The organism is Actinokineospora baliensis (assembly GCF_016907695.1).
Classification (GTDB): Bacteria; Actinomycetota; Actinomycetes; order Mycobacteriales; family Pseudonocardiaceae; genus Actinokineospora; species Actinokineospora baliensis.
The window spans coordinates 2,138,649-2,163,923 of sequence record NZ_JAFBCK010000001.1 but is presented as its reverse complement, the minus strand read 5'-3'; the positions used below and the strand labels follow the sequence as shown (position 1 = coordinate 2,163,923).

22 protein-coding genes, 1 tRNA gene and 1 riboswitch are annotated in these 25,275 nt (G+C 70.7%); of the genes, 15 read left to right on the top strand and 8 right to left on the bottom strand.

What is annotated here, in order from left to right; all coding sequences use genetic code 11:
* Nucleotides 1-139: 139 nt before the first annotated feature.
* The 7 genes from JOD54_RS10335 to JOD54_RS10305 all read left to right on the top strand — a co-directional run bounded on the left by JOD54_RS10335 (nt 140) and on the right by JOD54_RS10305 (nt 6,218).
* Nucleotides 140-1,078 (top strand): tachylectin-related carbohydrate-binding protein, encoded by a 939-nt coding sequence (locus JOD54_RS10335; RefSeq protein WP_204450316.1) that lies wholly within the window; start codon nt 140-142, stop codon nt 1,076-1,078.
* Nucleotides 1,079-1,097: 19 nt separating this feature from the next.
* The gene (locus JOD54_RS10330; RefSeq protein ID WP_204450315.1) at nt 1,098-1,319 is read left to right on the top strand and encodes a hypothetical protein; all 222 of its coding nucleotides are present in this window, start codon (nt 1,098-1,100) and stop codon (nt 1,317-1,319) included.
* 144 nt (nt 1,320-1,463) lie between these two features.
* Nucleotides 1,464-2,324 carry a tachylectin-related carbohydrate-binding protein gene (locus JOD54_RS10325; protein ID WP_204450314.1) on the top strand — a complete coding sequence of 287 codons (861 nt, stop codon included), beginning with the start codon at nt 1,464-1,466 and terminating at the stop codon, nt 2,322-2,324.
* A 179-nt stretch (nt 2,325-2,503) separates the two neighbouring features.
* The gene (locus JOD54_RS10320; RefSeq protein WP_204450313.1) at nt 2,504-3,352 is read left to right on the top strand and encodes a tachylectin-related carbohydrate-binding protein; all 849 of its coding nucleotides are present in this window, start codon (nt 2,504-2,506) and stop codon (nt 3,350-3,352) included.
* Between the two features lie 32 nt (nt 3,353-3,384).
* Nucleotides 3,385-4,236: a tachylectin-related carbohydrate-binding protein gene (locus JOD54_RS10315; protein ID WP_204450312.1), complete on the top strand. Its 852-nt coding sequence runs from the start codon at nt 3,385-3,387 to the stop codon at nt 4,234-4,236.
* A 27-nt stretch (nt 4,237-4,263) separates the two neighbouring features.
* Complete coding sequence (locus JOD54_RS10310; RefSeq protein ID WP_204450311.1) at nt 4,264-5,109, top strand: tachylectin-related carbohydrate-binding protein; 846 nt, start codon at nt 4,264-4,266, stop codon at nt 5,107-5,109.
* Between the two features lie 260 nt (nt 5,110-5,369).
* Nucleotides 5,370-6,218, top strand: a complete 849-nt coding sequence (locus JOD54_RS10305; RefSeq protein WP_204450310.1) for a tachylectin-related carbohydrate-binding protein — start codon at nt 5,370-5,372, stop codon at nt 6,216-6,218.
* 42 nt (nt 6,219-6,260) lie between these two features.
* Here the strand turns inward: JOD54_RS10305 and JOD54_RS10300 are convergent, their stop codons facing one another.
* Entirely contained in the window at nt 6,261-6,860 is a 600-nt protein-coding gene (locus JOD54_RS10300; protein ID WP_204456191.1) for a TetR/AcrR family transcriptional regulator, read from the bottom strand.
* A gap of 89 nt (nt 6,861-6,949) precedes the next feature.
* Nucleotides 6,950-7,897: an acyl-CoA desaturase gene (locus JOD54_RS10295; protein WP_204450309.1), complete on the bottom strand. Its 948-nt coding sequence runs from the start codon at nt 7,895-7,897 to the stop codon at nt 6,950-6,952.
* Nucleotides 7,898-8,203: 306 nt separating this feature from the next.
* Between JOD54_RS10295 and JOD54_RS10290 the strand changes: the two genes are divergently transcribed.
* The 7 genes from JOD54_RS10290 (at nt 8,204) to JOD54_RS10255 (ending at nt 14,751) form a co-directional block, all read left to right on the top strand.
* Nucleotides 8,204-8,274, top strand: a tRNA-Gln gene (locus tag JOD54_RS10290).
* Nucleotides 8,275-8,394: 120 nt separating this feature from the next.
* Nucleotides 8,395-10,155, top strand: a complete 1,761-nt coding sequence (locus tag JOD54_RS10285; RefSeq protein ID WP_204450308.1) for a GGDEF domain-containing protein — start codon at nt 8,395-8,397, stop codon at nt 10,153-10,155.
* A gap of 86 nt (nt 10,156-10,241) precedes the next feature.
* Complete coding sequence (gene glmU / locus JOD54_RS10280; RefSeq protein ID WP_204450307.1) at nt 10,242-11,726, top strand: bifunctional UDP-N-acetylglucosamine diphosphorylase/glucosamine-1-phosphate N-acetyltransferase GlmU; 1,485 nt, start codon at nt 10,242-10,244, stop codon at nt 11,724-11,726.
* Nucleotides 11,723-12,703 carry a ribose-phosphate diphosphokinase gene (locus tag JOD54_RS10275; RefSeq protein WP_204450306.1) on the top strand — a complete coding sequence of 327 codons (981 nt, stop codon included), beginning with the start codon at nt 11,723-11,725 and terminating at the stop codon, nt 12,701-12,703. Before glmU ends, JOD54_RS10275 begins: the two co-directional genes overlap by 4 nt.
* 229 nt (nt 12,704-12,932) lie before the next feature.
* On the top strand, nt 12,933-13,556 hold the full coding sequence (locus tag JOD54_RS10270) for a 50S ribosomal protein L25/general stress protein Ctc (RefSeq protein ID WP_204450305.1): 624 nt from the start codon (nt 12,933-12,935) through the stop codon (nt 13,554-13,556).
* Nucleotides 13,557-13,630: 74 nt separating this feature from the next.
* Complete coding sequence (gene pth, locus JOD54_RS10265) at nt 13,631-14,209, top strand: aminoacyl-tRNA hydrolase (protein ID WP_204450304.1); 579 nt, start codon at nt 13,631-13,633, stop codon at nt 14,207-14,209.
* Nucleotides 14,210-14,220: 11 nt separating this feature from the next.
* Complete coding sequence (locus tag JOD54_RS10255) at nt 14,221-14,751, top strand: DivIVA domain-containing protein (RefSeq protein WP_275592652.1); 531 nt, start codon at nt 14,221-14,223, stop codon at nt 14,749-14,751.
* 317 nt (nt 14,752-15,068) lie between these two features.
* On the opposite strand, the gene JOD54_RS10250 is transcribed toward JOD54_RS10255, so the two are convergent.
* A complete protein-coding gene (locus JOD54_RS10250) occupies nt 15,069-16,733 on the bottom strand; it encodes a fatty acyl-AMP ligase (RefSeq protein WP_204450303.1) in 1,665 nt (554 codons plus the stop codon).
* Nucleotides 16,734-16,754: 21 nt separating this feature from the next.
* Nucleotides 16,755-18,542 (bottom strand): ABC-F family ATP-binding cassette domain-containing protein, encoded by a 1,788-nt coding sequence (locus JOD54_RS10245; protein WP_204450302.1) that lies wholly within the window; start codon nt 18,540-18,542, stop codon nt 16,755-16,757.
* A 243-nt stretch (nt 18,543-18,785) separates the two neighbouring features.
* Here JOD54_RS10245 and JOD54_RS10240 point away from each other — a divergent pair, with 243 nt between their 5' ends.
* Nucleotides 18,786-19,310, top strand: a complete 525-nt coding sequence (locus JOD54_RS10240) for a hypothetical protein (RefSeq protein WP_204450301.1) — start codon at nt 18,786-18,788, stop codon at nt 19,308-19,310.
* A gap of 158 nt (nt 19,311-19,468) precedes the next feature.
* Here JOD54_RS10240 and JOD54_RS10235 read toward each other — a convergent pair whose 3' ends face one another.
* From JOD54_RS10235 to JOD54_RS10220, 4 genes are all read right to left on the bottom strand, one after another.
* Nucleotides 19,469-20,434 carry a 4-(cytidine 5'-diphospho)-2-C-methyl-D-erythritol kinase gene (locus tag JOD54_RS10235; protein WP_204450300.1) on the bottom strand — a complete coding sequence of 322 codons (966 nt, stop codon included), beginning with the start codon at nt 20,432-20,434 and terminating at the stop codon, nt 19,469-19,471.
* An 862-nt stretch (nt 20,435-21,296) separates the two neighbouring features.
* Nucleotides 21,297-22,304, bottom strand: coding sequence for a methionine ABC transporter ATP-binding protein (locus tag JOD54_RS10230; protein ID WP_204450299.1), 1,008 nt, complete (start codon nt 22,302-22,304; stop codon nt 21,297-21,299).
* Between the two features lie 195 nt (nt 22,305-22,499).
* Nucleotides 22,500-22,589, bottom strand: a riboswitch (SAM riboswitch).
* Nucleotides 22,590-22,698: 109 nt separating this feature from the next.
* The gene (gene rsmA, locus JOD54_RS10225; RefSeq protein ID WP_204450298.1) at nt 22,699-23,556 is read right to left on the bottom strand and encodes a 16S rRNA (adenine(1518)-N(6)/adenine(1519)-N(6))-dimethyltransferase RsmA; all 858 of its coding nucleotides are present in this window, start codon (nt 23,554-23,556) and stop codon (nt 22,699-22,701) included.
* A 98-nt stretch (nt 23,557-23,654) separates the two neighbouring features.
* On the bottom strand, nt 23,655-25,202 hold the full coding sequence (locus tag JOD54_RS10220; RefSeq protein ID WP_307859925.1) for a resuscitation-promoting factor: 1,548 nt from the start codon (nt 25,200-25,202) through the stop codon (nt 23,655-23,657).
* Nucleotides 25,203-25,275: the final 73 nt, after the last annotated feature.

The window sequence follows — 25,275 nt, the reverse complement described above, 5'->3', positions numbered from 1 at the left end:
CTTCGTGATCGCGATTCTGTGGCGGCGTCTGCTCCGGTGCGCACCACAGGGACGGCAACGCCCAGCGGTTGACCACAACCGCATCGGGGGTGGCGGCGGCGTCCTCACACACGCAAGACAAACCTTGGGGAACAACCTGATGAAGTTCGCAAAGCGCGTCACCACCCTGATCGCCGCGGTGGCGGTCGCGGCGACCCTGCCGGTCGTCGCGGCCCAGACCGCCGCCGCCTCCCCGGTGCCCACCTGCGCACCGAGCGCCGAGGTGTACGGGGTCGAGCAGGACGGGCGCCTGTTCGTCTACCCGCACAACGAGCCGGAGAACGGCGGCTTCAGCTGGGGCAGCAAGCGCTACATCGGCTCCGGCTGGAACGCGGGCACCGTCGTGGCGGGCCCGTACGGCATCTTCTACCTGATCCTGCCGACCGGTGAGGTCCGCGGCTACATCTGGTCGGGCTCGTACTGGGAGACCTTCGACGGTGGCGCGCAGTACGTCGTCGTCGCCTCGCACGACGACTTCAAGTACCTGACCCAGGCCGGGAACACCAACAAGGTCACCTCGGACGTCAACGGCGACCTGTGGTTCATCGACGGCGTCGGCGAGCTCAACTACCTCGGTGACAGCTCCTCGGCCAAGGCGAAGGCCGCCGCCACCGGCACGGTCAAGGACAAGCTGTACAACCGCACGCACACCAAGGTCGCCAAGAACGGCAAGCAGACCAAGGCCTCCGTCGCCGCCCCCGGCGACTGGCTGGGCATCGACTACATCGTCTCGGCGGGCAACGGCGTGCTCTACACCCGCCACTCGGCCACCAACGAGCTCAAGCGGTCCGAGTTCGACCTGGTGAACGGCACCACCGTCGCCTTCCAGACGCCGATCGGCTCCGGCTGGAACGTCTTCACCCACCTGACCACGGTCGGCGGCGACACCCTGTACGGCTCCACCAACTACGGCTTCTGGGAGTACCACTACGACGCCACCGCGGGCGTGTGGGCGAACAACGGCCAGGGCAAGCTCGTGGGCAGCGGCTGGAACGGCCTCGCCCGCGTCCTGGGCAACCCGGGTGCCTGCTTCTCCTAATCCCCCTGAGGGGCGACGAATGCGGTTCAAGCGCACGGCCGCGATCGTTGCCTCCGCCGGGATCCCCGTCGCCGCCGCGGTTTCCGCGGCGGCGACGCCCGTTCCGGCCTGCCAAGCCGAGGCCAACGGCCAGCAGTACGAGGTGCTCGGCAGCGGCTACGGGTACCCCGGCGAAGCGGCGGCCGCGGTGGAGCCGTGGTCCCGGAGCCGGGTCGTCGGCGACCCGGCCGCCTACGGCTGAATCGAGTACCGGACGGGCTGATCGGATCGGGGTGACCATCCCCCCATCCGATCAGCCCGTCCGTCTGCCGACAGGGTCTTCACCCGGGGCTCGAAGTGGCGCACGCTAGGGGGATTCGAGCACTTCCCACACCCGGGGGAACGGATGTCTCTCACCAAGTACGGCACTACCCTGCTGATCGTTGCCGCACTCCTGGCACTGACCCAGCCCACCACAGCGGCCGCCGGACCGCCGCGGTGCGCGCCCGCCGCCAACGTCTTCGGCGTCGAGTCGGACGGACGGCTGTTCGTCTACCCGCACAACGAACCGGAGACCGGCGGTGCCGACTGGGGCGCCAAGCGCTACATCGGCACCGGCTGGAACGCGGGCCTGGTCCTGGCGGGCCCAGGCGGCGTCTTCTACCTCGTCGCGGGCGGCGATCTGCGCCGCTACCAGTGGACCGGCGGCGGCTGGTCCACCTTCGCGGGCGGCGGCCAGTTCCAGACCGTGTCGACCGGCTGGGCCTACTACACCCAACCCGGCAACACCGGGAAGGTCACCGTCGACCCGGCTGGCAAGGTCTACTCGATCACCTCCGCGGGCAACCTCGAGGTCCGCGAGTGGACCACGTCTTCGCCCACCACCACGCCCGCCGCCCAAGCCGCCGAGGCGCCACCCACCTGGGCCCGTTTCGACCGCATCGTGGCCGCGGGCGACGGCGTCGTCTACGCCAGGGAATCCTCCTCCGGCAAGCTGTTCCGCTTCCGCTACGACTTCGCCACCGGCACCTGGCTGGAATTCGACAAGCTCGTCGGCGCGGGCTGGGGCGTGTTCACCACGGTCTTCTCCGTCGGCGGCGACACCCTTTACGGCGTCCGCCCCAACGGCGCCCTGGTCGCCTACCACTACGACGCCGCGGCGAGCGCGTGGTCCAACCGCGGCACCGGCCAGGTGATCGGCTGGGGCTGGAGCGCCCTGGCCCACGTCACCGCCGACCCGGCCGCCTGCACCCCCACCGGGCGCTGAACCCCCCGTGGTGGGGCCATCCGGGTGACCGGTAGCCCCACCACGGTTCCCGCCGGAATCCGAGGCAACCATCCCAGGACCACCGGCGTGATCCAGGTGACCAGCCACCGGGACCGACCACCGAGCGTCTGAAAAGGACACTCGGCCGACTCCCGAACGCACCACCTGGGGGAATCACCATGTCTGTGACCAAGTACGCGGCCACCCTGCTGACCGCGCTCACCCTCGCCTCCGGCCTCACCCTCACCGCCGCCGCGCAGCCCGGGTCCGTCCTGTGCGAGAGCCAGGCCGACGTGTTCGGGTTCGAGGCGGACGGGGACCTGTTCACCTACCCACACAACGGCCCGCTCACCGGCTCCGTGAACTGGGGGGCGAAGCGGTACATCGGCACCCACTGGAGCCAGGCGAACTCGCTGGTGGCACCGGATGGCGCGATCTTCACCATCACCTCGTCCGGCGAACTCCGCCGGTACCAGTGGAACGGCGACCACTGGCAGACCTACGCGGGCGGCGCCCAGTACCAGGTCGTCGGCCACGGGTTCGACCGCTACCTGCGCAACGGCGCGGTGATCGCGACCTTCGACGCGGACTACGGGCTGTACTTCGTCGAAGGCGACACCCTGCGCCTGTACCGGTGGAGCGCCGACGACGGCGGCTGGACCCCGTCGACCGCGCGCGGCCCGGTGATCGGCAACGGCTGGTCCGGAGTGGACAAGATCGTCGGCGGTGGCTCCGGTGTGATCTACGGCCGCAGGGCGGGCACGCTCACCCGCTCGGTCTACACCGGGTCGGACAACAGCTGGACGCAGCGCTTCCTGCCGGTCGGAACCGGCTGGCAGCGGATGTCGTCGATCACCTCAGCGGGCGCTGACACGATCTACGCCACCGACTTCTCCGGCGGCCTCTTCTGGTACCGCTACGACTCCGCGACCGGCAAGTGGGTCAGCGACCAGGGCAGGTTGATCGGCCACGGCTGGAACGCCGTCACCACCCTCGCCGACCCGCGCTCGTGCGTGCTCTGGCCCTGATCACCAATCCGAACGAACCCCGGGGAACAACCATGTCTGTGACCAAGTACGCGGCCACCCTGCTGACCGCGCTCACCCTCGCCTCCGGCCTCACCCTCACCGCCGCCGCGCAGCCCGGGTCCGTCCTGTGCGAGAGCCAGGCCGACGTGTTCGGGTTCGAGGCGGACGGGGACCTGTTCACCTACCCGCACAAGACGCCGCTCGAGGGCACTTCGAGCTGGGGCGCGAAGCGCTACATCGGCACCGGCTGGCACGAGGACTACACGGTGGCCGGGCCCGACGGGACCTTCTTCACCATCGACGTCCTGTCCGACGAGCTACGCCGATACCAGTGGACCGGCGACCGCTGGCAGACCTTCGCCTACGGCCGCCAGTACGAGGTGGTCGGCCGCGGGTTCGCCCGGTACGTGCACAGCGGCGGGATCGTGGCGGCGTTCGACTCCTCGTTCCAGTTGTACGTCCGCGACGGGGACCTCCTGCGGTTGTACGCGTGGAGCCTGAGCCAGAACCGGTTCACCCCGGAGACCGCCGAGGGTCCGGTGATCGGCAGCGGGTGGACTGGCGTCGACAAGATCGTCGGGGCAGGCTCCGGGGTGGTGTACGCCAGCCTGGCCGGAGGCCTCTACCGATCCCAGTACGACTCTGCGGCGCGCAGGTGGGTCACGAGCTTCGAGCGCGTCGGAACCGGCTGGGACGTCATGGGGTCGATCGCCTCGCCCGGGGCGGACATCCTCTACGCCACGTTCGCCAACAGCGGTGACCTCTACGAGTACCGCTACAACCCCGTGAGCCACAAGTGGCTCAACGACAAGGGCAGCCGCATCGGTCACGGCTGGGCGGGGATCTCGCTCCAGGCCGACCCCAGCGCCTGCTTCACCCGCTAGCAACAACTACCGCAGGGGGATCGAACGATGAAGTTCACCAAGCACATCGCGGCTGTCGCGGCCGCGCTGAGCATCTCGGCCGGGTTCGCCGTCACCACGGCGACGCCCGCGGCCGCGGCACCGCCGGTGTGCGCGCCGGAGGCCAACGTGTTCGGCTTCGAGCCGGACGGGGACCTGTTCGTCTACCCGCACACCACGCCGGAGTCGGGGGCGGCGAACTGGGGTGCCAAGCGGTACATCGGCACCGGGTGGTCGAAGGGCACCACACTGGTCGGGCCGGACGGCGTGTTCTACACCGTGGCGTTCACCGGGGAACTGCGCCGCTACCGCTGGAACGGCAACGGGTGGGACACCTTCGACGGCGGTCAGCAGTACCGCGTCGTCGGCACCGGGTTCAACCAGTACACCGGTGCGCACGGCTTCATCGGGGCCATCGACTCGGCGGAGCGCCTCTACTTCACCGACTTCGACAAGCTCCGCGTCTACGCCTGGGACAAGGCCCGCGGCGAGTTCACCTCGGACACCCGCAACGGTCCGGTCATCGACACCGGCTGGGCGGGTGTCGGGATCTTCACCGCCGCCGGTGACGGCGTGTTCTACGCCAGGGGCGGCAACGGCGCGCTCACCCGGTCGGTGTACCGCTCGGGCAGCTGGGCCCAGCGCTTCCAGCCCGTGGGCACCGGCTGGGACGGCATGCAGTCGATCACCTCGGTGGGCGGCGACACCGTCTACGCCAACTCCTACGGCGGCGACCTGCGCTGGTACCGGTTCGACCCGGCCACCAACACCTGGGCGGCCAACAGCGGCACCCGGATCGGCAACGGCTGGACCAACACCGGCGTCCTCGGCGACGTGACTGCCTGCCGGTCCTGACGCAAGTGGACGGTCGGTGCCCGTGCCCCGGGCGCCGACCGCCCTCGGATGTCACCCACACGGGCAGGCTGTACGAATCGGATCCACCGCGCGACACCGCCGAAAGCCCAGCACACCAGTGATTTCGACCGCAGGTGGGCCGTCGCGCTGTCGTCGGGCCGGGTTGCCGCGCGGCGGTGGTCCTGTTTAGTGGGTTGCGGGCCTGAGTGGCGGCCAAGCCCCACCACCCCTCGGGCGCACCGAACCCAGGGAGGGACCACATGAAGACCTTCAAGAAGGCCGCGGCTGTCCTGGCCGCGGTGACCGCGGTCGCGGGCCTGCCGATCACGACGGCGACCGCGGCCGCCGCGGCGGCGCCCGGACTGACCTGCAACTCGACGGCCGACGTGTTCGGGGTGGAGGCGGACGGGCGGTTGTTCGTCTACCGGCACCTCGCGCCGTCGACCGGCATGGCCGACTGGAGTTCCAAGACCTACATCGGCTCCGGCTGGGCGGGTGGCTACACGATGGCCTCCGGTGACGGGGTGTTCTTCCACATCGACTACGCCACCGACACCCTGCGCCGCTACCGCTGGAACGGCATGGGCTGGGACAGCTTCGGCGGGTGGCAGTACCAGGTGATCGGCCACGGTTTCGCCATGTTCGCGCCCCACCTCACCGTGGACAGCACCGGCCACTTCTTCGGCATCGACGGCGCTGGCTACATGCGGTACTACGCCTGGGACGCCAACACCCAGGGCTGGGAAACCGGCACCGAGGGCGGCGCCTACATCGGCAACGGCTGGAGCCCCACGTACGCCATCGTCGCGGGCGACGACGGGGTCGTCTACCGGCGCACCTGGGACAACGACCTCTACCGCTACCGCTTCGACGACAGCAACGGCACCTGGCCGGAGACCGACGCGATCGGCGAGGGCTGGTGGTTCGACACGAACGTGTCCTCCGGCGGCGGCGCGCTCTACGCGGTCGGCTTCAACGGGAACCTGTACTGGTACCACTACGACTCCAGCGGCACCGCGTGGGACAACTCCGGCCTGCCGCAGTGGATCGGCCAGGGTTGGGGCGACCTGCAGCAGGTGCTGATCGATCCCAGCACCTGCACCGACTGACCCGTCTTGTGGTGGTCCGCCCGCTGGGGCGGACCACCGCGGTCACGGGTGTTCGGCCAGCGTCGGTTCACCCTCCAGGTGCGACAACCCGTTCCACGCCAGGTTGACCAGGTGCGCGACCACCTCGTCCTTGTGCGGGTCGCGCGCTTCGAGCCACCACTGCCCGGTGAGGGCGACCATGCCGACCAGGGCCTGGCTGTAGAGGCCCGCCAGCGACGGCGCGTAGCCGCGGCGGGCGAACTGGACACCGAGGATGTGCTCGACCTGGCTGGCGATGTCGTTGAGCAGGCTGGAGAAGGTGCCGGTCGAGGCGGCCACCGGGGAGTCGCGGACCAGGATGCGGAAGCCGTCGGTGCTGTTCTCCACGTAGTCCAGCAGCGAGGCGGCGGCGCGCTCGAGCAGGACCCTGGGGTGCGCCTCGTCGGAGAGGGCGTCGGTCATGCCGTCGAGCAGGGCGCGGGTCTCGCGGTCCACGACAACGGCGTAGATGCCTTCCTTGCCGCCGAAGTGCTCGTAGACCACCGGTTTGCTGACACCCGCCCGGTTGGCGATCTCCTCCACCGAGGTGCCGTCGAAGCCCTTGTCGGCGAACAGGGCGCGGGCGACGTCGAGGAGCTGTTGCCTGCGCTCCTTGCCGGTCATGCGCACCCGGGTCGCCTGCTGCGCCTCGTTCCTTCTCGCCACCGCCCCAGCCTAGGGGCTGGGGCGCGCGGCGACGGGGCCAGTGCTGGTCAGCGGACGCTGAGCTTGGCCAGCCGCGCCTCGGACGGCCAGCGCACGTCGGTGACCCAGCCGAACTTCTCGAAGATCCAGATCAGCCGCGCGGAGGTGTCGATCTGGCCGCGCTGCACGCCGTGGCGGGCGCAGGTGGGGTCGGCGTGGTGCAGGTTGTGCCACGACTCGCCGAAGCTCAGGATGGCCAGCGGCCAGAAGTTGGCGGCCTTGTCCCGGCTGGCGAAGGGGCGCTCGCCGATCATGTGGCAGATCGAGTTGGTCGACCAGGTGACGTGGTGCAGCACCGCGACGCGGACCAGACCGGCCCAGAAGAACGCGGTGAACGCGCCCCACCACGACCAGCTGATCAGGCCGCCGAGCAGGGCGGGCAGCGCCAGGGTCAGTCCGGTGAGGACCGGGAACAGCTTGTTGACCCGGACGATGTCCTTGTCCGCCAACAGGTCGGGGGCGAAGCGCTGCTTGTTGGTGACGTCGTGGTCGAAGATCCAGCCCATGTGCGCGTGCCAGAAGCCCTTGGCCAGCGCGGCTGGCGAGGTGCCGAACAGCCACGGGGAGTGCGGGTCGCCCTCGCGGTCGGAGAAGGCGTGGTGGCGGCGGTGGTCGGCGACCCAGGTGACCGGCGGGCTCTGCACGGCCATGCTGCCCATCACGGCGAGCACGATCTTGAGCGGGCGGTTGGCCTTGAAGGAGCCGTGGGTGAACAGCCGGTGGTAGCCGACGGTGACGCCGAGACCGGAGAAGTAGAAGAAGAACACCGCGAGCGCGACATCGACCCAGCCGAGGCCCCAGCCCCACGCGAACGGGACGGCGGCGACCAGGGCGGCGAACGGGACCAGGATGAAGATGTAGACCGCGATCCGGGTGGCCAGGTTCCGCTTGCCCTCGATGATCGGTTTCGGCCCCTTCGGCGACTGCTCCGTCGTGGCGTCGAGCGTGCTCGTCATGCGATGTCCCTCTCTGCGACCGGGGTCAGGCTCACCTACGGTGCCGTAACCTACGACAGCGTAAGGAACGATCCCGGCCGCGCGCCAGTGCCCGAGGTCGACGCCACGCGGGGGAGCACGGGTTCGGTTGACCAGGCAAACAACGGTGCGCACCCATACCGACCCGTTCGGTGACCCCGTCCCGGACCTTGTGACACCGATAACACCCGTTCGGACGCGAGCGGGGCCCAATCGTCCGGGTAGGGCTGCCCCGGTGGGTACCCTCGTGCCACGATGTTCCCCACTGTGAGCGAACACCGCTCGCGATCCGCCGTGGTGTAAAGGCAGCACCTTGGATTTTGGTTCCAATGGTTCAGGTTCGAATCCTGGCGGCGGAGCAAGCGGGTAGCGCGGGAATCACGCGCCATGGCCGTGCGGGCCGGGCCGACCCCCGCACCGCGCCTTTCCAGATCTCAACCCACCGAAGCAGACGCGTACGAGGGGGTGCCGCGCCGCACGTGGACGACGAGCAGCGGGACCCGGGTGAGCTGCCCGCGTTGGAGGAGCGCTCCGACGCCTGGCTGGTCGGGCGCGCGCGGGAACTGCTCGCGGTCATCCAGGTCTCGCCCGCGGCCGAGCGGCTGCGGCACACCAACGAGGTCGACCGGTTGCTGGCCGAGGCGCAGCACCGCGGCGAGCCCAGGATGGTCGCGCAACTGCTGCGCTCGGCCGTCGCGGTGCGGGTGGTCAACAACGACATGGCCGACTCGGCCGAGCCGCTGCTGGACGAACTGCTCGCGCACACCCGCAGGCACGGCCTGGTCGTGCTGCAGGCCGACGCGCACGCGCTGCGCGGGCGCAGGCTGCTGCTGGCGGGCGCCGAGGACGCCGCGCTGACCGAGGCGGCCGTGGCGCTGGCCATGCTCGACGAGGACATCACCCCGGACATGCTGCTCGGCGGCCGCAACTGGGACATGATCATGGCGGGCACGCTGATGGACATCGGCACCGTGCTCACCGAACTGGGCGTCTACGAGGTCGCCGACCAGGTGATGACCAGGGCCAACAAGTGCATCCGGGCCAGCGCGGGCCCGCACCTGATCTCGGTGCACCTGATCAACCGGGCCCGGCTGCTGGTCGGCTGGGGACTGCGGCTGGAGCGCATCGGCGAGGACGAGCGCGCCGCCGAGCGGTTCGCCACCGCCGCTGCGATCGCGGTGGCGGTCGAGGCGCCGTTCCGCGAGTCGCTGTTCCCGCGCGACCCGAGCCTGCTCGCCGCCGACCAGAACCCGGTCATCGGCTCCGCGCTGGCGCTGGCGCACCCCTCCGGCGCGCACATCAACCGGCTGCAGCGGCTCTCGGCGTCCATGCGCTACCCGCGCGAACTGGTGATCGTGGCGATCGCGCTGGCCCGCTGCCTGGAGCACGAGGGCCGCGACGACGAGGCGGTCGACGTGCTCGGTGAGGCGCGGTCGCGGATGTACCACGAGGCGGCCGAACCGACCCTGCGGCTGTGCCTGATCCGCGAGTACGCGCGGCTGTCGGGCGCCAGCGGCAGCGAACGCACGATCGGCGCGCTCGAGCACTACGCGACCGAGTTGGAAGCCCAACTGTGGGACATGCGCGAGTCGCGGATCGCCACCCTCAACACCCGGCGGGAGCACGAGCGGCTGTCGCGGATGCACGGCGCGATCGCGTTGCAGGCGCTGCAGGACCCGCTCACCGGCCTGCCGAACCGGCGCGCGCTCGACGAGCGGCTCGACGTGCTGGCCAGCGCCCCCGCCAACCACCCGCTGGCGGTCGCGCTGGTGGACCTGGACGGTTTCAAGGGCGTCAACGACCGGATGTCGCACGCCGAGGGCGACGACGTGCTGCGGGTCGTCGCCAGCACGCTGCGGGACGCCTTGCGCGGCAGCGACATGGTCGCGCGCTACGGCGGTGACGAATTCATCGTATTGCTGCCCGGCGCGCCGTTGTCGGCGGCGGAGGCCGCCCTGCGCCGGGCGTTGAGCGCGATCGCGGGCCTGCCGCACGACCTGTCGCACGGGGTGACGCTGTCGATCGGCGTGGTGTCGTTGCGCCCGCAGGAGACCGCGGTGCGCGCGCTCGCCAGGGCGGACGCGGCGATGTACCAGGCCAAGCGCGGCGGCGGCAACGACATCGTCGCGGTGCCCTCCGGCGCGGACGGGGACGGCGCGGCCGAAGAGGACAAATCGGACGACGAAGCCGCCGGTGGCGCCCGGTTGGACCCGGCGTGGGTGCTCCCGGAGACCACGTAGGATCGGCGACCGGTCGCCCGTCGCGCGCGTATCCCGCCTCGGGCGGACCTCCCTTCCGCACCGTTTCGCCAATGCTAGGGAGCGCGATGTCTACAACCTCCCCCGATCGTGCAAGCCTGGGTCAGGTCACCTCCGTCATCCTGGCCGCGGGGGAAGGCACCCGGATGCGGTCGACGACCCCCAAGGTGCTGCACCCGGTCGCGGGCAGGCCGCTGGTCGAGCACGCCGTCCGGGCCGCGGCGGGCCTGGGCCCCGACCACCTGGTCGTGGTGCTCGGGCACGGCCGCGACGCGGTCGGCGCGCACCTGTCCGGGGTCGCCACCGCGCTGGACCGGGAGGTGACCACCGCGGTGCAGGAGACCCAGGACGGGACCGGGCACGCGGTCGCCTGCGGGCTCGCCCCGCTCGGCGCGGTCACCGGCACCGTCCTGGTCACCTACGGCGACGTCCCGCTGCTGGACACCGCCACCCTGACCGCGCTGCTGGCCGAGCACGCCGAGCAGGGCAACGCCGTCACCGTGCTCACCGCCAGGGTGCCCGACCCGACCGGCTACGGCCGCATCCTGCGGGCCGAGGACGGCACCGTGGAGCGGATCGTCGAGCACAAGGACGCCACCGAGGCCCAGCACGCCATCGATGAGGTCAACTCCGGGGTCTACGCCTTCGACGCCGCCGTGCTCGTCGACGGCCTGTCGCGGCTCAAGACCGACAACTCCCAGGGCGAGCTGTACCTGACCGACGTGCTGGGCACCGCCCGCGCCGACGGCCGCCGGGTCGGCGCCCTGGTCTGCGCGGACCCCTGGCTGGTCGAGGGGGTCAACGACCGGGTGCAGCTGGCGAAGCTGGGCGCCGAGCTCAACCGGCGCACGGTCGAGGCGTGGATGCGCGCCGGGGTGACCGTGGTCGACCCGGCCACCACCTGGGTGGACCAGGGGGTGGTGCTGGCCCGCGACGTGCTCATCGAGCCCAACACCCAACTGCGCGGCACGACCACCGTGGGTGAGGGCGCCACAGTGGGCCCGGACACCACGCTGACCGACGTCGTGGTGGGCGCGGGCGCGCAGGTGGTGCGCACGCACGGCTCCTCGGCCGAGATCGGCGACGGCGCGAGCGTCGGTCCCTTCTCCTACCTGCGCGCGGGGACCCGCCTGGGCGCCAAGGGCAAGATCGGCACCTTCGTGGAGACGAAGAACGCCGACATCGGGGTGGGGTCGAAGGTCCCGCACCTGTCCTATGTGGGTGACGCCACGATTGGTGAGCACAGCAACATCGGTGCGGCTAGCGTGTTCGTCAACTACGACGGGGTGAACAAACACCACACAGTTGTCGGCTCCCACGTGCGCATGGGATCGGACAACATGTACGTAGCACCCGTCACCATCGGTGACGGTGCCTACAGCGGCGCTGGCACGGTCCTGCGCCGCGACGTGCCGCCCGGCGCGCTCGCGGTGTCCGGCGGTCCCCAGCGCACCATCGAGAACTGGGTGGTCCGCCACCGCCCGGGCACGCCAGCCGCCGAGGCGGCGGAGCGGGCTCGCCCCGCCGACCGAACCAGCGAGGACAACGGATGAGCACCAAACCCGGGACCCCGAAGAAGAACCTGATGCTGTTCTCCGGCCGGGCCCACCCCGAGCTCGCCGAGGAAGTCGCCAAGCACCTCAACACCACCATCACCCCGCAGTCGGCCTACGACTTCGCCAACGGCGAGATCTTCGTCCGGTTCGAGGAGTCGGTGCGCGGCTGCGACGCGTTCGTGATGCAGAGCGCGACCGCGCCGATCAACCAGTGGATCATGGAGCAGCTGCTCATGGTCGACGCGCTCAAGCGGGCCAGCGCCAAGCGGATCACGGTGATCATGCCGTTCTACCCGTACGCGCGGCAGGACAAGAAGCACAAGGGCCGCGAGCCGATCTCCGCGCGGCTGATCGCCGACGTGTTCAAGGTGGCCGGTGCCGACCGGATCATGACCGTGGACCTGCACACCGCGCAGATCCAGGGCTTCTTCGACGGCCCGGTCGACCACCTGTTCGCGCAGAGCATCCTGGCCCGCTACATCAAGGACAACTACCCCACCGACAACATCGTGGTGGTCTCCCCGGACGCGGGCCGCACCAAGCTGGCCGAGAAGTGGGCCGACGACCTCGGCGGCGTGCCGATCGCGTTCATCCACAAGACCCGCGACCCGCTGCGACCCAACGAGGTGGTCGCCAACCGGGTGGTCGGCGAGGTCGAGGGCAAGCTGTGCGTCGTCATCGACGACATGGTCGACACCGGCGGCACGATCGCCAAGGCGGTGCGCCAACTGCTCGACGAGGGCGCCTCCGACGTGGTCATGGCCGCCACCCACGGCGTGCTGTCCGGCCCGGCCCGCGACCGGCTCGCCGACAGCGGCGCCAGGGAGGTCATCTTCACCAACACGCTGCCGATCCCGGACGAGAAGCGCTACCCCGGGATGACCGTGCTCTCGATCGCCCCGCTGCTCGCCCGCGCCATCCAGCAGGTGTTCGAGGACGGGTCGGTCACGTCGCTGTTCGACGGCGACGCCTGAGCGCACCGCTCGGTGGGGCGACCCCGGGTTCGCCCCACCGGTGACGCCTGCGTAAACTATTCGAGTTGCCTCGGCGAGGCGGGCATCGCGCCTGGCGTGATCGACGTGGCGGTTCGGTTCTTTCGAACCGTGGCGTCTCACTGCCTCCCGTGCCCCTTGCCGCAGGCCACCCGCCCCGACTGTGAAGTCGCGCCCCCGCCGCACTGCTGATCGCAAGGAGAGCACCACCGTGTCCGAGGTACGTCTGGCCGCCGAACAGCGCACCGAGTTCGGCAAGGGCGCCGCGCGCCGCACCCGCCGCGCGGGCAAGATCCCCGCCGTGCTCTACGGACACGGTTCCGACCCCAAGCACCTGGCCCTGCCCGGCCTGGAGTTCGCCCGCGTCGTGCGCGAGCACGGCCAGAACGCGGTGCTGACCCTCAACATCGGCTCGGACACCGAGCTGGCGCTGACCAAGACGGTCACCACCCACCCGCTGAAGAACTACATCGAGCACGTCGACCTGCTGCTGGTGAAGCGCGGCGAGAAGGTCACCGTCGAGGTGCCGATCGTGGTCACCGGCGACGCCGCCGCGGCCACCCTGGTCACCCAGGACCTGACCTCGCTGCAGATCGAGGTCGAGGCCCTGCACATCCCCGAGCAGGTCGAGCTCAGCATCCAGGGCGTCGAGGCGGGCACGCACATCACCGCCGCCCAGGTCGAGCTGCCCCGCGGCGCCTCCCTGGTCACCGACCCGGAGGCCCTGGTGCTGGCGGTCAACCCGGCGCCGACGGCCGCGCAGCTCGAGGCGACCCAGGACACCGAGGGCGCCGGTGTGGTCGAGGAGCCCAAGTCCTCGGAGAACGCGGGCTGATCTGATCTTCCGCTGCTGCCCCGGTCCCGGATCCACTCGGGCCGGGGCAGACGCACGTCACGGGGAGCGGTGCAATGGCTGACGACGCGCCGATGGTGCTGGTCGGGCTGGGCAACCCCGGCCCGCGCTACGAGGGCAACCGGCACAACATCGGGTTCCTGGTCCTCGACGAGCTCGCCGGCCGGCTCGGCGGCCGGTTCAAGGCGCACAAGGCGGGCGCCGAGGTGGTCGAGGGCAGGCTCGCCGACCAGCGGGTGGTGCTGGTGAAACCGCGCGCGTTCATGAACCTCTCCGGCGGTCCCGTGGTGGGCACGGCCAAGTTCTTCAAGGCGGGCCCGGACCGGATCGCGGTGGTGCACGACGAGCTGGACCTGCCCTTCGGCACCCTCCGGCTCAAGCTCGGCGGCGGCGAGAACGGCCACAACGGACTGCGTTCGATCACCAAGTCGCTGGGCACCAAGGACTACTATCGGGTCCGCTTCGGCATCGGCCGCCCACCCGGCCGGATGGACCCGGCCGACTACGTGCTGCGGGACTTCTCGGCCGCCGAGCGCAAGGACCTGGCGCTCGAGGTGGACACCTGCGCCGACGCGGTGACCGCACTGGTGTCGCAGGGCATCGAGGCGGCGCAGAACACCTACCACGCGAGCTGACGGAGGCCACGTTGTCCCTCACCCCCGAGGCCGTGCGCGAGGTGACCTTCGACAAGGCCCCGTTCGGCAAGCGCGGCTACCACGAGGACCAGGTCGACGACTTCCTCGACCGGGTGGAGGCCGCCCTGTCCGGCCGGATCGCGCTGACCGTGGCCGAGGTCCGCGAGATCGCCTTCGACGCCGCCCCCAGGGTCAAGCGCGGGTACAACGAGGACCAGGTGGACGAGTTCCTGGACTCGGTGGCCGCGGAGCTGCAGGCGCGAGCGGTCGAGGACGCGCTCAAGGTCATCCCGGCCAACTCGGAGGCCCCGTACCTGCCGCTGCCGCCTGCCCCGCCGGGCACGCGCGGCTACCACCCGACGGACGTTGAGCGGCTGGCGCACTTGCTCGATCGAGCGGCCAATGAGCACGGGGCGGGGCCTACGGCGGAGCAGGTGGAGGGGCTGCGGCTGGGGCTGTCGGCTTATCCGGGACAGGGGTACCACCCGGAGGCGGTGGACGCGATCAAGGACGCTTGGCTGGCGGTGCTGCGGCGGCGCTGACTCGCTTGGGTTGGGCCGGGTCCGCTGGCGCGGTTCGCTGGGCGGTTCGCTGGGGCGGGTTGCTGGAGGCGGGCTGGGTGGTGGGGCTCGATGGGGCGAACTTGTTTTGCGCGGGGCCCCTGCACCACCCGTGGCAGGTCCGCAAAGCAGGGGCCGAAAAGCGTGGCCCTGCAGCTGGTAACGCTACGGGTGGCGCTCCCCCACGCAAAACAAGTTCGCCCCATCGAGCAGGAACCGGGGTGACTAGGCGGGTCGGCCGGGGTTGCTGGCTTTGAGTCCGCCTAGGACTGTCTCCTGTGGCCTCTCGGCATTGATTCTCAGCCTTCGGCTGCCTTGACCGAGGCTGAGATCTGCTCGCCGGCAGCCGCTCGGCGGAGTTTGCCGGAGGGGGTTTTGGGGAGGGAGCCGGGCTTGAGCACCACGACCGCCACGGGGCGGGCGTTGACGGCTTCGAAGACTCGGGCGCCGATGTCCTTGCGCAGGACCTTGACGGCGGCCTCGTCTTCCGCCAGGCGGGACTCCACGACGACCGCGAAGCGTTCGCGGCGGGAGCCGGCGTCGATGCGCACGGCGACGGCGTTGCCCGCGCGGACGCCCTCGACGGTTTGGGCGGCGCGTTCGATGTCGGTGGGGTAGATGTTGCGGCCTGCGAGGATGATCACGTCCTTGCGCCTGCCGCAGATGACGATCTGGCCGTCGACGAGGTAGCCGATGTCGCCGGTGGCGAGCCAGCCGTCGGCGTCCTGGGTGGGGACGGGGCCGTTGACGGTCAGGTAGCCGGGGGTCACGGCTTCGCCGCGCAGTCGGATCTCGCCGACCTGGCGTTCGCCGAGGACCTCGCCCGCGTCGGACACGATCTGGGCCTCGATGCCGCGCAAGGGCTTGCCCAGCACGGCGAACGCGCGGCCCGACTCCGGACCGGCGGGTTCGGCGTAGTTGTCGGACTCCAGCTTGTCTGCGTCCACGTGGTCGAGGGTCAGGCCGGTGAACAGCGGCGCGAACGACACCGCCAGCGTCGCCTCGGCCATGCCGTATGCGGGGAACACGCACTCCGCGCGCAGACCGAACCGCGCGCCCTCGTCGGTGAAGGCGCGCACCGCCTTCTCGTCGATCGGCTCGGCGCCGTTGAGCGCCAACCGCAGCGAGGACAGGTCGTACTTGCCCTCTTCGTCCACTCCGGACAGTCGACGGCCGAGCAGCGCGTAGGCGAAGTTGGGCGCGGCGGTGATGGTGCCGCCGTAGCGGGAGATCAGGTCGGCCCAGATCAGCGGGCCGCCGAGGAACTCGACCGGGGTGACCTTGATCAGCTCGATGCCCGCGGTCATCGGCACGGTCAGGAAGCCGACCATGCCCATGTCGTGGAACAGCGGCAGCCACGACACCATCACGTCGACCTCGGTGTCGATCTCGGCGGTGTCGACCATGGCGGTCAGGTTGGAGAACAGGTTGCCGTGGGTGATCCGCACGGCCTTGGGCTCGGCGGTGGAGCCGCTGGTGAGCTGCAGCAGCGCGGGCGCGTCCTCGTCCACCTCGACGACCTCGGCCAGCGGCTGCCCCTCGGCGAGCTGGTCGAGCCGCAGGTAGCCGATGCCGTGCTCGTCGAGCAGCGGGGCCAACTGGTCGAACGGGGCGCCGAGCAGCACCAGCTTGGAGTCGATCATGTTCAGCACGCGGACGGTGTCGTGCGCCCACTCGGCCAGGTCGGTGCGCGCGGTCGGCTGGTGCAGCATGGTCACGCTGCCGCCCGCCAGCCAGACGGCCTGCACCGCCGGGGCGATGGCGACCGGCTCCGCGGCCAGCACCGCGACCGCCCCTTGGCGGCGCAGACCCCCGGCGACCAGCGCACCAGCCATCCGGAGTGCGCTTTCGTGCACCTGCGCCCAGGTGTGGCGGACGGGCTCCTTGGGCTCACCCGTGGTGATCCCCTGGTGCTCCCCCCTGGTGCGCGCGGTGTCCAGCAGCTTGTCGACGAACCGGCTCATAACGCTCAGCCTAGATCAGAGTTACTCCGCGGTATCGGCCAGTTCGAGCCATTGCAGCTCGAGGTCGTCCTTGGCCGAGACCACCGAGCGCAGCTCCGCGTCGAGTTCGAGCAGCTTGGCGGCGTCGGTCGCGGCCTCGGCCAGCGCGGCGTGCAGCTGGGCCTCTTTCTTGGACAGGTTCTCGACCTGGCGCTCGATCCTGGCCAGCTCCTTGCGCGCGGCGCGCTGGTCGGCCGCGCTGACCTTGGCCGCGGTCGGCGCCTGCGGCTTGGCCTGGTTGGCCTGCTTGGCGGCGGGCGGGGCGGCCAGCATCGCGGTGCGGCGGGTCAGATACTCCTCGATGCCGCCGACCAACCGGGTGACCTTGCCGTCGCCGAAGAGGGCGACCACGTGGTCGCAGACGCGTTCGACCAGGTAGCGGTCGTGCGAGACGACGACGATGGTGCCCGGCCAGGAGTCGAGCAGGTCCTCCAGCTGCTGCAGGGTGTCGATGTCGAGGTCGTTGGTGGGCTCGTCGAGCAGCAGGACGTTGGGCTCGGCCATGAGCAGGCGGGCCAACTGGAGCCTGCGGCGCTCGCCACCGGACAGGTCGCCGATGGGGGTCCACTGCTTGTTCGCCGGGAACCCGAACCGCTCGGCCAGTTGCGACGCGGACAGGTCCTGCTTGCCCAGCGTCACCCGCCGGGCGATCTCCTCCACGGCCTCCAGGACCCGCTGCTGCGGCGGGAGCTCGCGCAACTCCTGCGTCAGGTGCGCCAACCGCACGGTCTGGCCCTGGATCCGTTTGCCCGCAAGGGGTTCGCTGTCCCCGGCGAGCAGCCGGAGCACGGTGGTCTTGCCGGAACCGTTGACACCGACCAGGGCCACGCGGTCACCGGGACCGATCCGCCACGTCTCGGCGTCGAGGATCGGCTTGTCACCCGCGCTGATCGAGACGTCCTCGAGCTCGACGACCGTCTTGCCCAGGCGGCGCTTGGCGAACGCGAGGAGCTCGACGTTGTCGCGCGGCGGGGGCACGTCGGAGATCAGCGCCTCCGCCGCCTCGATCCGGTAGCGCGGCTTGGACGTCCTCGCGGGGGCGCCCCGGCGCAGCCAGGCCAGTTCCTTGCGGGCGAGGTTGCGGCGCTTCTCCTCGAGGGTGTCGGCCAGCCGCGCGCGCTCGGCCCTGGCGTAGATCCAGTCGGCGTAGCCGCCCTCGTACTGCTCGACCCGACCGCCGACCACCTCCCAGGTGCGGGTGCAGACGGTGTCGAGGAACCAGCGGTCGTGCGTGACGACGACGAGCGCGGTGCCGCGGGCCAGCAGGTGCTCGGCCAGCCAGCGCACCCCCTCGACGTCGAGGTGGTTGGTCGGCTCGTCGAGCACCACCAGGTCCAGTTCCCGCACCAGCGCCGCGGCCAGCGCCACCCGGCGGCGCTCGCCACCGGACATGGTGTCGACCGGGCTGTCGAGGCCGAGCGTGGTGATCTCCAGGCCCTCCAGGATCGACCGCGCCCGCGCGTCGGCGGCCCACTGGTGGTCCTCGGTGATCCCCAGCGGGTCCAACACGGCGTTGCGCACGGTGGACCCCTTGGCGAGCTCGGTGCGCTGGGTCACCACGGCCATCCGCAGGTCCCTCGCCCGGCTCACCCTGCCCTCGTCGGCTGGCTCGAGCCCGGCGAGGACCTCCAGCAGGGTCGTCTTCCCGCCGCCGTTGAGCCCGACGACGCCGATGCGGTCACCGCCGCCAACACCCAGGGACACCTTGTCGAGCAACGGCCGCACGCCGAAGCTCTTGCTCACGTTCTCCAGGTTGACCAGGTTGGCCATCGGGCCCGCACTCCCACCGCTCGCCGCCGACTCTGCCCACTGAGCGTATCCAGTCCCCGGCCGGGGACCGGATGGTGCTCGCCGTCACTTTCCCAGATTTACCGAATATCCAGCGCGTTCGGTCGACGACCCCGGGTGAGCGGTCCGCATTCCCCGCAACCGTTCGGACACGCTCCGTGTGATTCTTTTGACGTGGTAACAAAATTCGACTAATTACGACATAGGAGTTCGTCTGGAGGTCAAATGTCGTACGCGCGCCGGTGGGCGCGGTTCCCGGTCGCCATCGCCGCCGCGGGACTGCTGCTCGCCGCCTGTTCCAGCGAGCAACCCTCGCCGGACGGGACCACGTCGGCCCGCCTGGGTCGCCAGATCGAGATCCGCTCCAGCGGCAGCCCCACCCTGGCCACCCTCTGGCTCGACAGCGTGGTGGCCGTCGACTGCACCGAACCGGGCAGCCTCCCGCCCAACAACGGGCACTACCTGGCCGCCACGATCGTGCTGCAGACCTCCGAGCAGTACCAGCCGGACTCCGGCTGGTGGATGAGCGCGGCCGACTTCGCCACCGAGGACAAGGACGGCAAGGCCACCGGCAAGGGCATCGTGACGTCCTGCCTGCCCGAGCACCGCTACCTGCCCGACGACTTCTACCTCTCCGACTCCGGCTACTACGGCGTCGTCCTGATCGACTCGTCGAGCGTGCACGGCACCCTGACCTACAAGCCGCACAACCTCCCCAACGACGTCACCGGGTGGCACTGGGAGTTCTAGTGGCCCGACCCAGAAGGTTGACGGGATCTCGACCTGCCCACGACGTCCCTGGCTGCGTTGCCGAAACGACCGAGTACGCCCAGTACGAGGCCGTTCCGGCGCCTTGCCAGGAACGCCGTGGGCAGGCCGATACCCCACCAACCATCTGGGTCGAGCCACTAGGCGTGGGCCTCGGGTGGGACGGGCCGCGACGGGTCTTCGGTTGGCGTGACCCGGGCGCCGGGGACCGGGCCATGGGCCACGCGGACAGTGCGGCAGACGCCCGCGCCGGAGAGCTCCGCGGCTACCCTTAGCGCCGCGTCGGCGTCTTCGCACAGGAAGGCGCAGGTGGGGCCGGAGCCGGACACCGTGCCCGCGAGGGCTCCGGCGTTGACGCCCGCGCGGAGGGTCCGGCGGAGGCCGGGTCGCAGCGACACGGACGCCGCCTGGAGGTCGTTGCCCAGCAGGAGGGCGAGCTGCCGGGGGTCGCCCGTGGCCAGGGCTTCCAGGACGGGCTCGACCCCACCGATGCGCGGCGGGTCGCCCTCCGCGCGCAGCCGGTCGAGCTCGCCGTAGACCTTGGGGGTCGACAGGCCACGGCGGTCGAAGGCCAGGACCCAGTGGTAGGTGTGCCTGGTCAGCACCGGCACCAACTGCTCACCGCGGCCTGTCCCCAATGCGGTACCGCCGTGCAGGACGAACGGCACATCACTGCCCAACTTCGCAGCGACCTTGGCCAACTCGTCGCGCCCGATCTCCAACCGCCACAACGCCGCCAACCCCACCAACGTCGCCGCGGCGTCCGCACTCCCGCCCGCCATGCCGCCGGACACCGGGATGCCCTTGCGGATGACAACCCGCACCTTCGGCTCATCCACATCCCGACCCACGTGCCTGGCCAACTCCTGCACCGCCCGCCACGCCAGGTTGCTGGCACCGGTCGGAACCGAATCGGCCCCCTCCCCGTGCACCTCCACCCCCGGCTCATCAGCAACGGCGACGGTGACCTCATCGGTCAACGACAACGCCTGGAACACAGTGGCCAGGTCGTGGTACCCGTCCGCCCGGAGATCCCCGACGGCAAGGTGCAGGTTGACCTTCGAAGGCACCCGGACGGTCACCGGGGCAGGCACGACAGCGAGCACCCAACCAGCCTACGGGGACGCGGACGGTTGGCAGGAATCCCCTGCTCGCCTTGGCTGCGGCCTCGGGCGCGGACCCGTGGTGCGGTGGGTTTGATGGGGCTCGCACCCCGGACCCGTGGTGGTGCGGTGGGCTCGGTGGGGCGGGCTCGCGACCCGGACCCGTCGTGGGGCGGTGGGCTCGGTGGGGCGGGCTCGCGACCCGGACCCGTCGTGGGGCGGTGGGCTCGGTGGGGCGGTGTCGGCTCGCCTTCGGCATTGCGCTGGATCGTGGTGGGTGGGGTGTGCTCGATGGGGCGAACTTGGTTTGCGCGGGGCCCCTGCGCCACCCGTGGCAGGACCGCAAAGCTGGGGCCGAAAAGCATGGCCCTGTCCGCGCACAACGCTACGGATACCGCCACCCCACACAAACCAAGTCCGCCCCATCGAGCATTTAGGTGGGCGGCTTCCGAGGAGCGGTAGTCGGCTTGGGTGGGACGGCTCGGGGGGTTGCTCTGGCACCAAACAGCCCACCGAGTCGGCCCACCGAACCCAGCCCACCGAGTCAGCCCACCCAAGCCAACCCACCGAGTCAGCCCCGCCAGCCCGGCCACCGCTCCCGGGAGTCGCTGGTGCCAACTGCTCGATGGGGTGGACCTGTTTTGTGTGGGGGAGCGGCAGTCGTAGCGTTCCTGCGCGGACAGGGCCACGCTTTTCGGCCCCTGCTTTGCGGTCCTGCCACGGCTGTCGTAGGGGCCCCACGCAAAACAGGTCCACCGCATCGAGCCTTCACTCAAATCGCGGATCGGCGCGCGATGCCGCAGGCGAGCCGACGGATCCGATGCAATGCCGAAGGCGAGCCGAACGTAAGAGACCGGAAAGCCGACTAGGCAGCGATGGGCCGAGCGATGCCGACCTGCGGGCGAACCACGCCGCCCCGTTCGGTGATCCAGCCCAGTGCCTGGTCGGCTCGGAGCCCGTTGAGGCCGAGGAGGAAGCGGGCCACCGGGGTTTCGCCGATGCGGGTGAGGCCGCCGCCGATGACGGAGATGGTGGTGTCGAAGCGGGCCGTGGCCTCGGGCAGCAGGGCGCCGACGGCGGCGAAGCCGATGAGGATGGTTTCGGCGACCCGGTCGTAGCCCGCGGTGGCGCCCTTGGCGACGTCGATGGACGGGAGCAGGGACTGGGCGACCTGGCTGGTGGAGTCCTGCACGAGCGAGAGCAGGTTGCCGGCCTCGGCGACGCGGCCGTCGGACAGGAGGGCGACGTCGTCGGCGATGCGGCGGACCACGCCTGCGTCGCTGGTGACGACGAGGACGGTGGCGCCGAGTTCGGCCCTGGCGCGGTCGAGGACGGTCAGCACACCGGCCGCGGCGTCGGCGTCGAGGGACCTGGTGGGGTCGTCGGCGAGCAGCAGGCCGGGTTCGCCAACGAGGGCGCGGGCGACCTCGACGCGGGCGCGCTGGCCGGGGCTGAGCGTGTCGGGGTAGCGGGCGGCCTTGTCGGTGAGGCCGATCAGGTCGAGCAGCTTGCCGACCTTCTCCCGCCGCTGCGGGCCGTCGACGCCCGCCTGCTCGAGGGGCAGGGCGATGTTGCCAGCGGCGGTGCGCTGCGGCAGCAGGTCGCCCTGGGTGACGACGCCGATGCGGCGGCGGGCGGCGCGGAGTCTGCGCGGGTCGAGCGCGGCGGTGTTGAAGCCGTCGACCCTGATCACGCCGCTGTCGGGGCGTTCCTGCAGCGCGACGAGGCGGGCGAGGGTGGACTTGCCGGAACCGGCGGGGCCGACGACGCCGGTGATGGTGCCGGTCGGCACGTCCAGGCTGACGTCCTCGAGGGCGACGACGGGGCCGGTGTTGCCCCAGAAGGACTTGCTGAGGTTCTCGACGGTGATCACGGTGCTACTCCAAGCGGGCGCGACGGCACACCAGAAGTCCTCAGAGGACAGTCCGGTGCCAGTAAGAGGGGGTGACGAAGACGTGCTGCTACGCGGTAATCAGCGGGTTGCGCACATCGGTCGACACGCCGTCACGGAACGCCTGCACTGGTCGATGACCCGGCGTGTGGTGAGGATCGGCATCCGTTTCTCACTCCTCCATCGCTCCTGGCGGTAGCACCTGCCCGCGGTGGGTGGTTGCTGCGGCGTCATCGAGCCAGGTCTCTCGGCCGCTCAGGATGGAATGCCCACAGAGTAGACCCGACCACGACCACCAAACGCAAGCGCGTGAGGTCAAGATGAGGGCCCCGGGTTCGATACATCACACCTGGGGAGTAATCGATGCCTGCCTGCGCTACTGCGGTCGAGCGAACGCCTGGGCTATCCGGACGAAGTCGCCTACCGACAACTGCTCACCCCGCAGGGACGGGTCGACCCCCGCCGCGACGAGCACCGCTTCGGCCGCAGGTGGCGAACCGGCCCAATCGGACAGTGCGGCGCGCAAGGTCTTTCGCCTTTGCGCGAAGGCGGCGTCGACGGCGGCGAACACCGCGTCGCGGTCAACACCGACCGGACTCGCCCGCCGGGTGAGAAGAACCAACGCCGAGTCCACGTTGGGAACCGGCCAGAACACCGTCCGCGACACCGTCGCCACCCGGCGCGCCTCGGCGTACCACGCGATCTTGACGCTGGGCACCCCGTAGACCTTGCTGCCCGGCGGCGCGGCCATCCGGTCGGCGACCTCGGCCTGCACCATCACCAGCACGGTGCGCAGGCTCGGCAGCTCCGCGAGCAGGTGCAGCACCACCGGCACGGCCACGTTGTAGGGCAGGTTGGCCACCAGCGCGGTCGGCTCAGCGCCGAGCTGGGCCGCGGTCACCCGCATCGCGTCGCCGAGCACGACGCGCAGCCGGTCGGCGAGCTCGGGGGCGCGGTCGGCGACCGTCCCGGGTAGCCGGTCGGCCAGCACCGGGTCGATCTCGACCGCGACGACCGAGGCGCACTCGGGCAGCAGCGCCAGGGTGAGCGAGCCGAGTCCCGGCCCGACCTCGAGCACGACGTCGTCGGGGGTCAGGCCCGCGGTGGTCGCGATGCGACGGACGGTGTTGGGGTCGTGCACGAAGTTCTGGCCGAGTTTCTTGGTCGGCCGCACCCCGAGTTCGGCGGCGAGCCTGCGCACGTCCACCGGGCTGAGCAACGCCGAACCGGTCATTCCCGCAATGCTACTCGGGCGCTCGGACCGCGCTGGTGCGGCCCATTTCCGGAAATGGCAAAGGCCCTCCGAAGAGGGCCTTTGCCGACGATTTCAGATCAGGTGGGCAGGCCGAGCTTGCGGGCGCAGGCGGGCCACGCGCTGTAGCCGCCGCGGGCGTCGCGGACCTTGGTCGCGATGGCGATCTGCTGCTCGCGGGTGGCCTGGTGCGGGTAGGCGGCGTAGGCGCCGCCGCCGTTGGAGTCCCAGGTGCGCTTGTCGAACTGCAGGCCGCCGTAGTAGCCGTTGCCGGTGTTGATGGCCCAGTTGCCGGTGGCCTCGCACTGCGCGAGCCGGTCCCAAGCGGAGCCGTCGGTGATCACCGGCTGCGGCGGCTTCTTGGTGCCGACCTTGACGACCTTCGGCTTGGCCTCGGTGAGGACCTTGGCGCCGATCTCCTCGCGCTTGACCACCTTGCCGTTCTTCTCGGTGATCCGGTAGGTGACCATGCGCTCGCCCGGCGCGCCGGGCTCGACGACGGTCTCCTTGCCCTTGTCGAGCTCGGGGTCGTCGACCTTCTGCACCGGCGGCGCGACCGGCTCGGCCTGGTTGATCACGGTCACGCCGGTGCGGCTGATCTTGATCTCGGCGCCGGAGGTCAGCTTGAGGTCGGCGCCCGGCGCGATCGCGTCCTGCGGGCCGAGGGTCAAGCCGCGCTCGCTGAGCAGCTCGCCGACGGTCACCGCGGTCGTGCGGACCGGCGAGGGGGCGTTGCCGCCGTCGAAGAGGGTGATGTCCTTGGCGGTCTTGATCTCGACCGCGATGCCCTCGAGCGGCACCGAGGCGTCGCCGCCGACCGAGACCCACGACCCGGCGACCGGGGCGCCCGCCTGGCGCAGCGCCTCGCCGACGGTGGTCGCGCGGACCCAGACCTCGCGCTGCTCGCCGTCGACGGTCAGCTGCAGCGCCCGACCGCGCTGGAGCACGATCTTGCCGTCGTCGCCGATCTCGGCGCTGGGCGAGGGGCTCAGCGAGTCGTGCGCGCCGACGGAGATGCCCTCCTCGGCGAGCACCTCCCCGACGGTGTCGGAGTAGGTGTTGATCTGCTTGCTCTGCCCGTCGACCTCGACGGTCACGGTGTTGTTCATCGCGATCGCCGCGCCGCCGCCACCGATGAGGGTGACCAGCACGGCCGCGATGGTGGCCTTGAGGAAGGTGCCCTTCCAGCGCTTGACCGCGGCGAGGAGGCCGGGGGCCGGGGCGTCGGCCTCGCCGACCTTCAGCGGCTGCGGGGCGGCGGAGAGCTCGTCCGGGATGACCGGCAGGACGGTGGTCTCGGCGTTGATGAGCCGGATGAGCTCGTCGACGTCGACACCGGCGGTGGCCATGATCTCGTCGGCCTGCGGGCCGAGGGCGTGGCGGACGTCGTGGTCGGTGATGGCCAGCGAGGACGAGTAACCCTCGTCGAACTCGCGGCTGACGTCGTAGAAACCAGTGGACTGACCATCGGGGAAGGTGGGGAGACTCGGGAACTCCGACTGCCACGCGGTGAAGTCGTCCTCGTGCGTGGCGGTGCTGACCGCCGTGACCGGGGTGAACCAGTCGGTGTCGGCGGAGAAGCTGTCGTGCCCAGGGCGGTCGGAACCGCCGGTCTGTTTACCGCTCACAGGGTCGTTTCCTCCAGCGGGCACCAGATCCGGTCGCGCTCCGCCGCGGATGTCGGCATCGTCTGGCCACCGA

Bases quoted from the DNA above. Each gene is read 5' to 3' on its own strand.
- JOD54_RS10335 (WP_204450316.1), top strand. From the start codon at position 140: ATGAAGTTCGCAAAGCGCGTCACCACCCTGATCGCCGCGGTGGCGGTC.
- JOD54_RS10330 (WP_204450315.1), top strand. From the start codon at position 1,098: ATGCGGTTCAAGCGCACGGCCGCGATCGTTGCCTCCGCCGGGATCCCC.
- JOD54_RS10325 (WP_204450314.1), top strand. From the start codon at position 1,464: ATGTCTCTCACCAAGTACGGCACTACCCTGCTGATCGTTGCCGCACTC.
- JOD54_RS10320 (WP_204450313.1), top strand. From the start codon at position 2,504: ATGTCTGTGACCAAGTACGCGGCCACCCTGCTGACCGCGCTCACCCTC.
- JOD54_RS10315 (WP_204450312.1), top strand. From the start codon at position 3,385: ATGTCTGTGACCAAGTACGCGGCCACCCTGCTGACCGCGCTCACCCTC.
- JOD54_RS10310 (WP_204450311.1), top strand. From the start codon at position 4,264: ATGAAGTTCACCAAGCACATCGCGGCTGTCGCGGCCGCGCTGAGCATC.
- JOD54_RS10305 (WP_204450310.1), top strand. From the start codon at position 5,370: ATGAAGACCTTCAAGAAGGCCGCGGCTGTCCTGGCCGCGGTGACCGCG.
- JOD54_RS10300 (WP_204456191.1), bottom strand. From the start codon at position 6,860: ATGACCGGCAAGGAGCGCAGGCAACAGCTCCTCGACGTCGCCCGCGCC.
- JOD54_RS10295 (WP_204450309.1), bottom strand. From the start codon at position 7,897: ATGACGAGCACGCTCGACGCCACGACGGAGCAGTCGCCGAAGGGGCCG.
- glmU (WP_204450307.1), top strand. From the start codon at position 10,242: ATGTCTACAACCTCCCCCGATCGTGCAAGCCTGGGTCAGGTCACCTCC.
- JOD54_RS10275 (WP_204450306.1), top strand. From the start codon at position 11,723: ATGAGCACCAAACCCGGGACCCCGAAGAAGAACCTGATGCTGTTCTCC.
- pth (WP_204450304.1), top strand. From the start codon at position 13,631: ATGGCTGACGACGCGCCGATGGTGCTGGTCGGGCTGGGCAACCCCGGC.
- JOD54_RS10250 (WP_204450303.1), bottom strand. From the start codon at position 16,733: ATGAGCCGGTTCGTCGACAAGCTGCTGGACACCGCGCGCACCAGGGGG.
- JOD54_RS10245 (WP_204450302.1), bottom strand. From the start codon at position 18,542: ATGGCCAACCTGGTCAACCTGGAGAACGTGAGCAAGAGCTTCGGCGTG.
- JOD54_RS10240 (WP_204450301.1), top strand. From the start codon at position 18,786: ATGTCGTACGCGCGCCGGTGGGCGCGGTTCCCGGTCGCCATCGCCGCC.
- rsmA (WP_204450298.1), bottom strand. From the start codon at position 23,556: ATGACCGGTTCGGCGTTGCTCAGCCCGGTGGACGTGCGCAGGCTCGCC.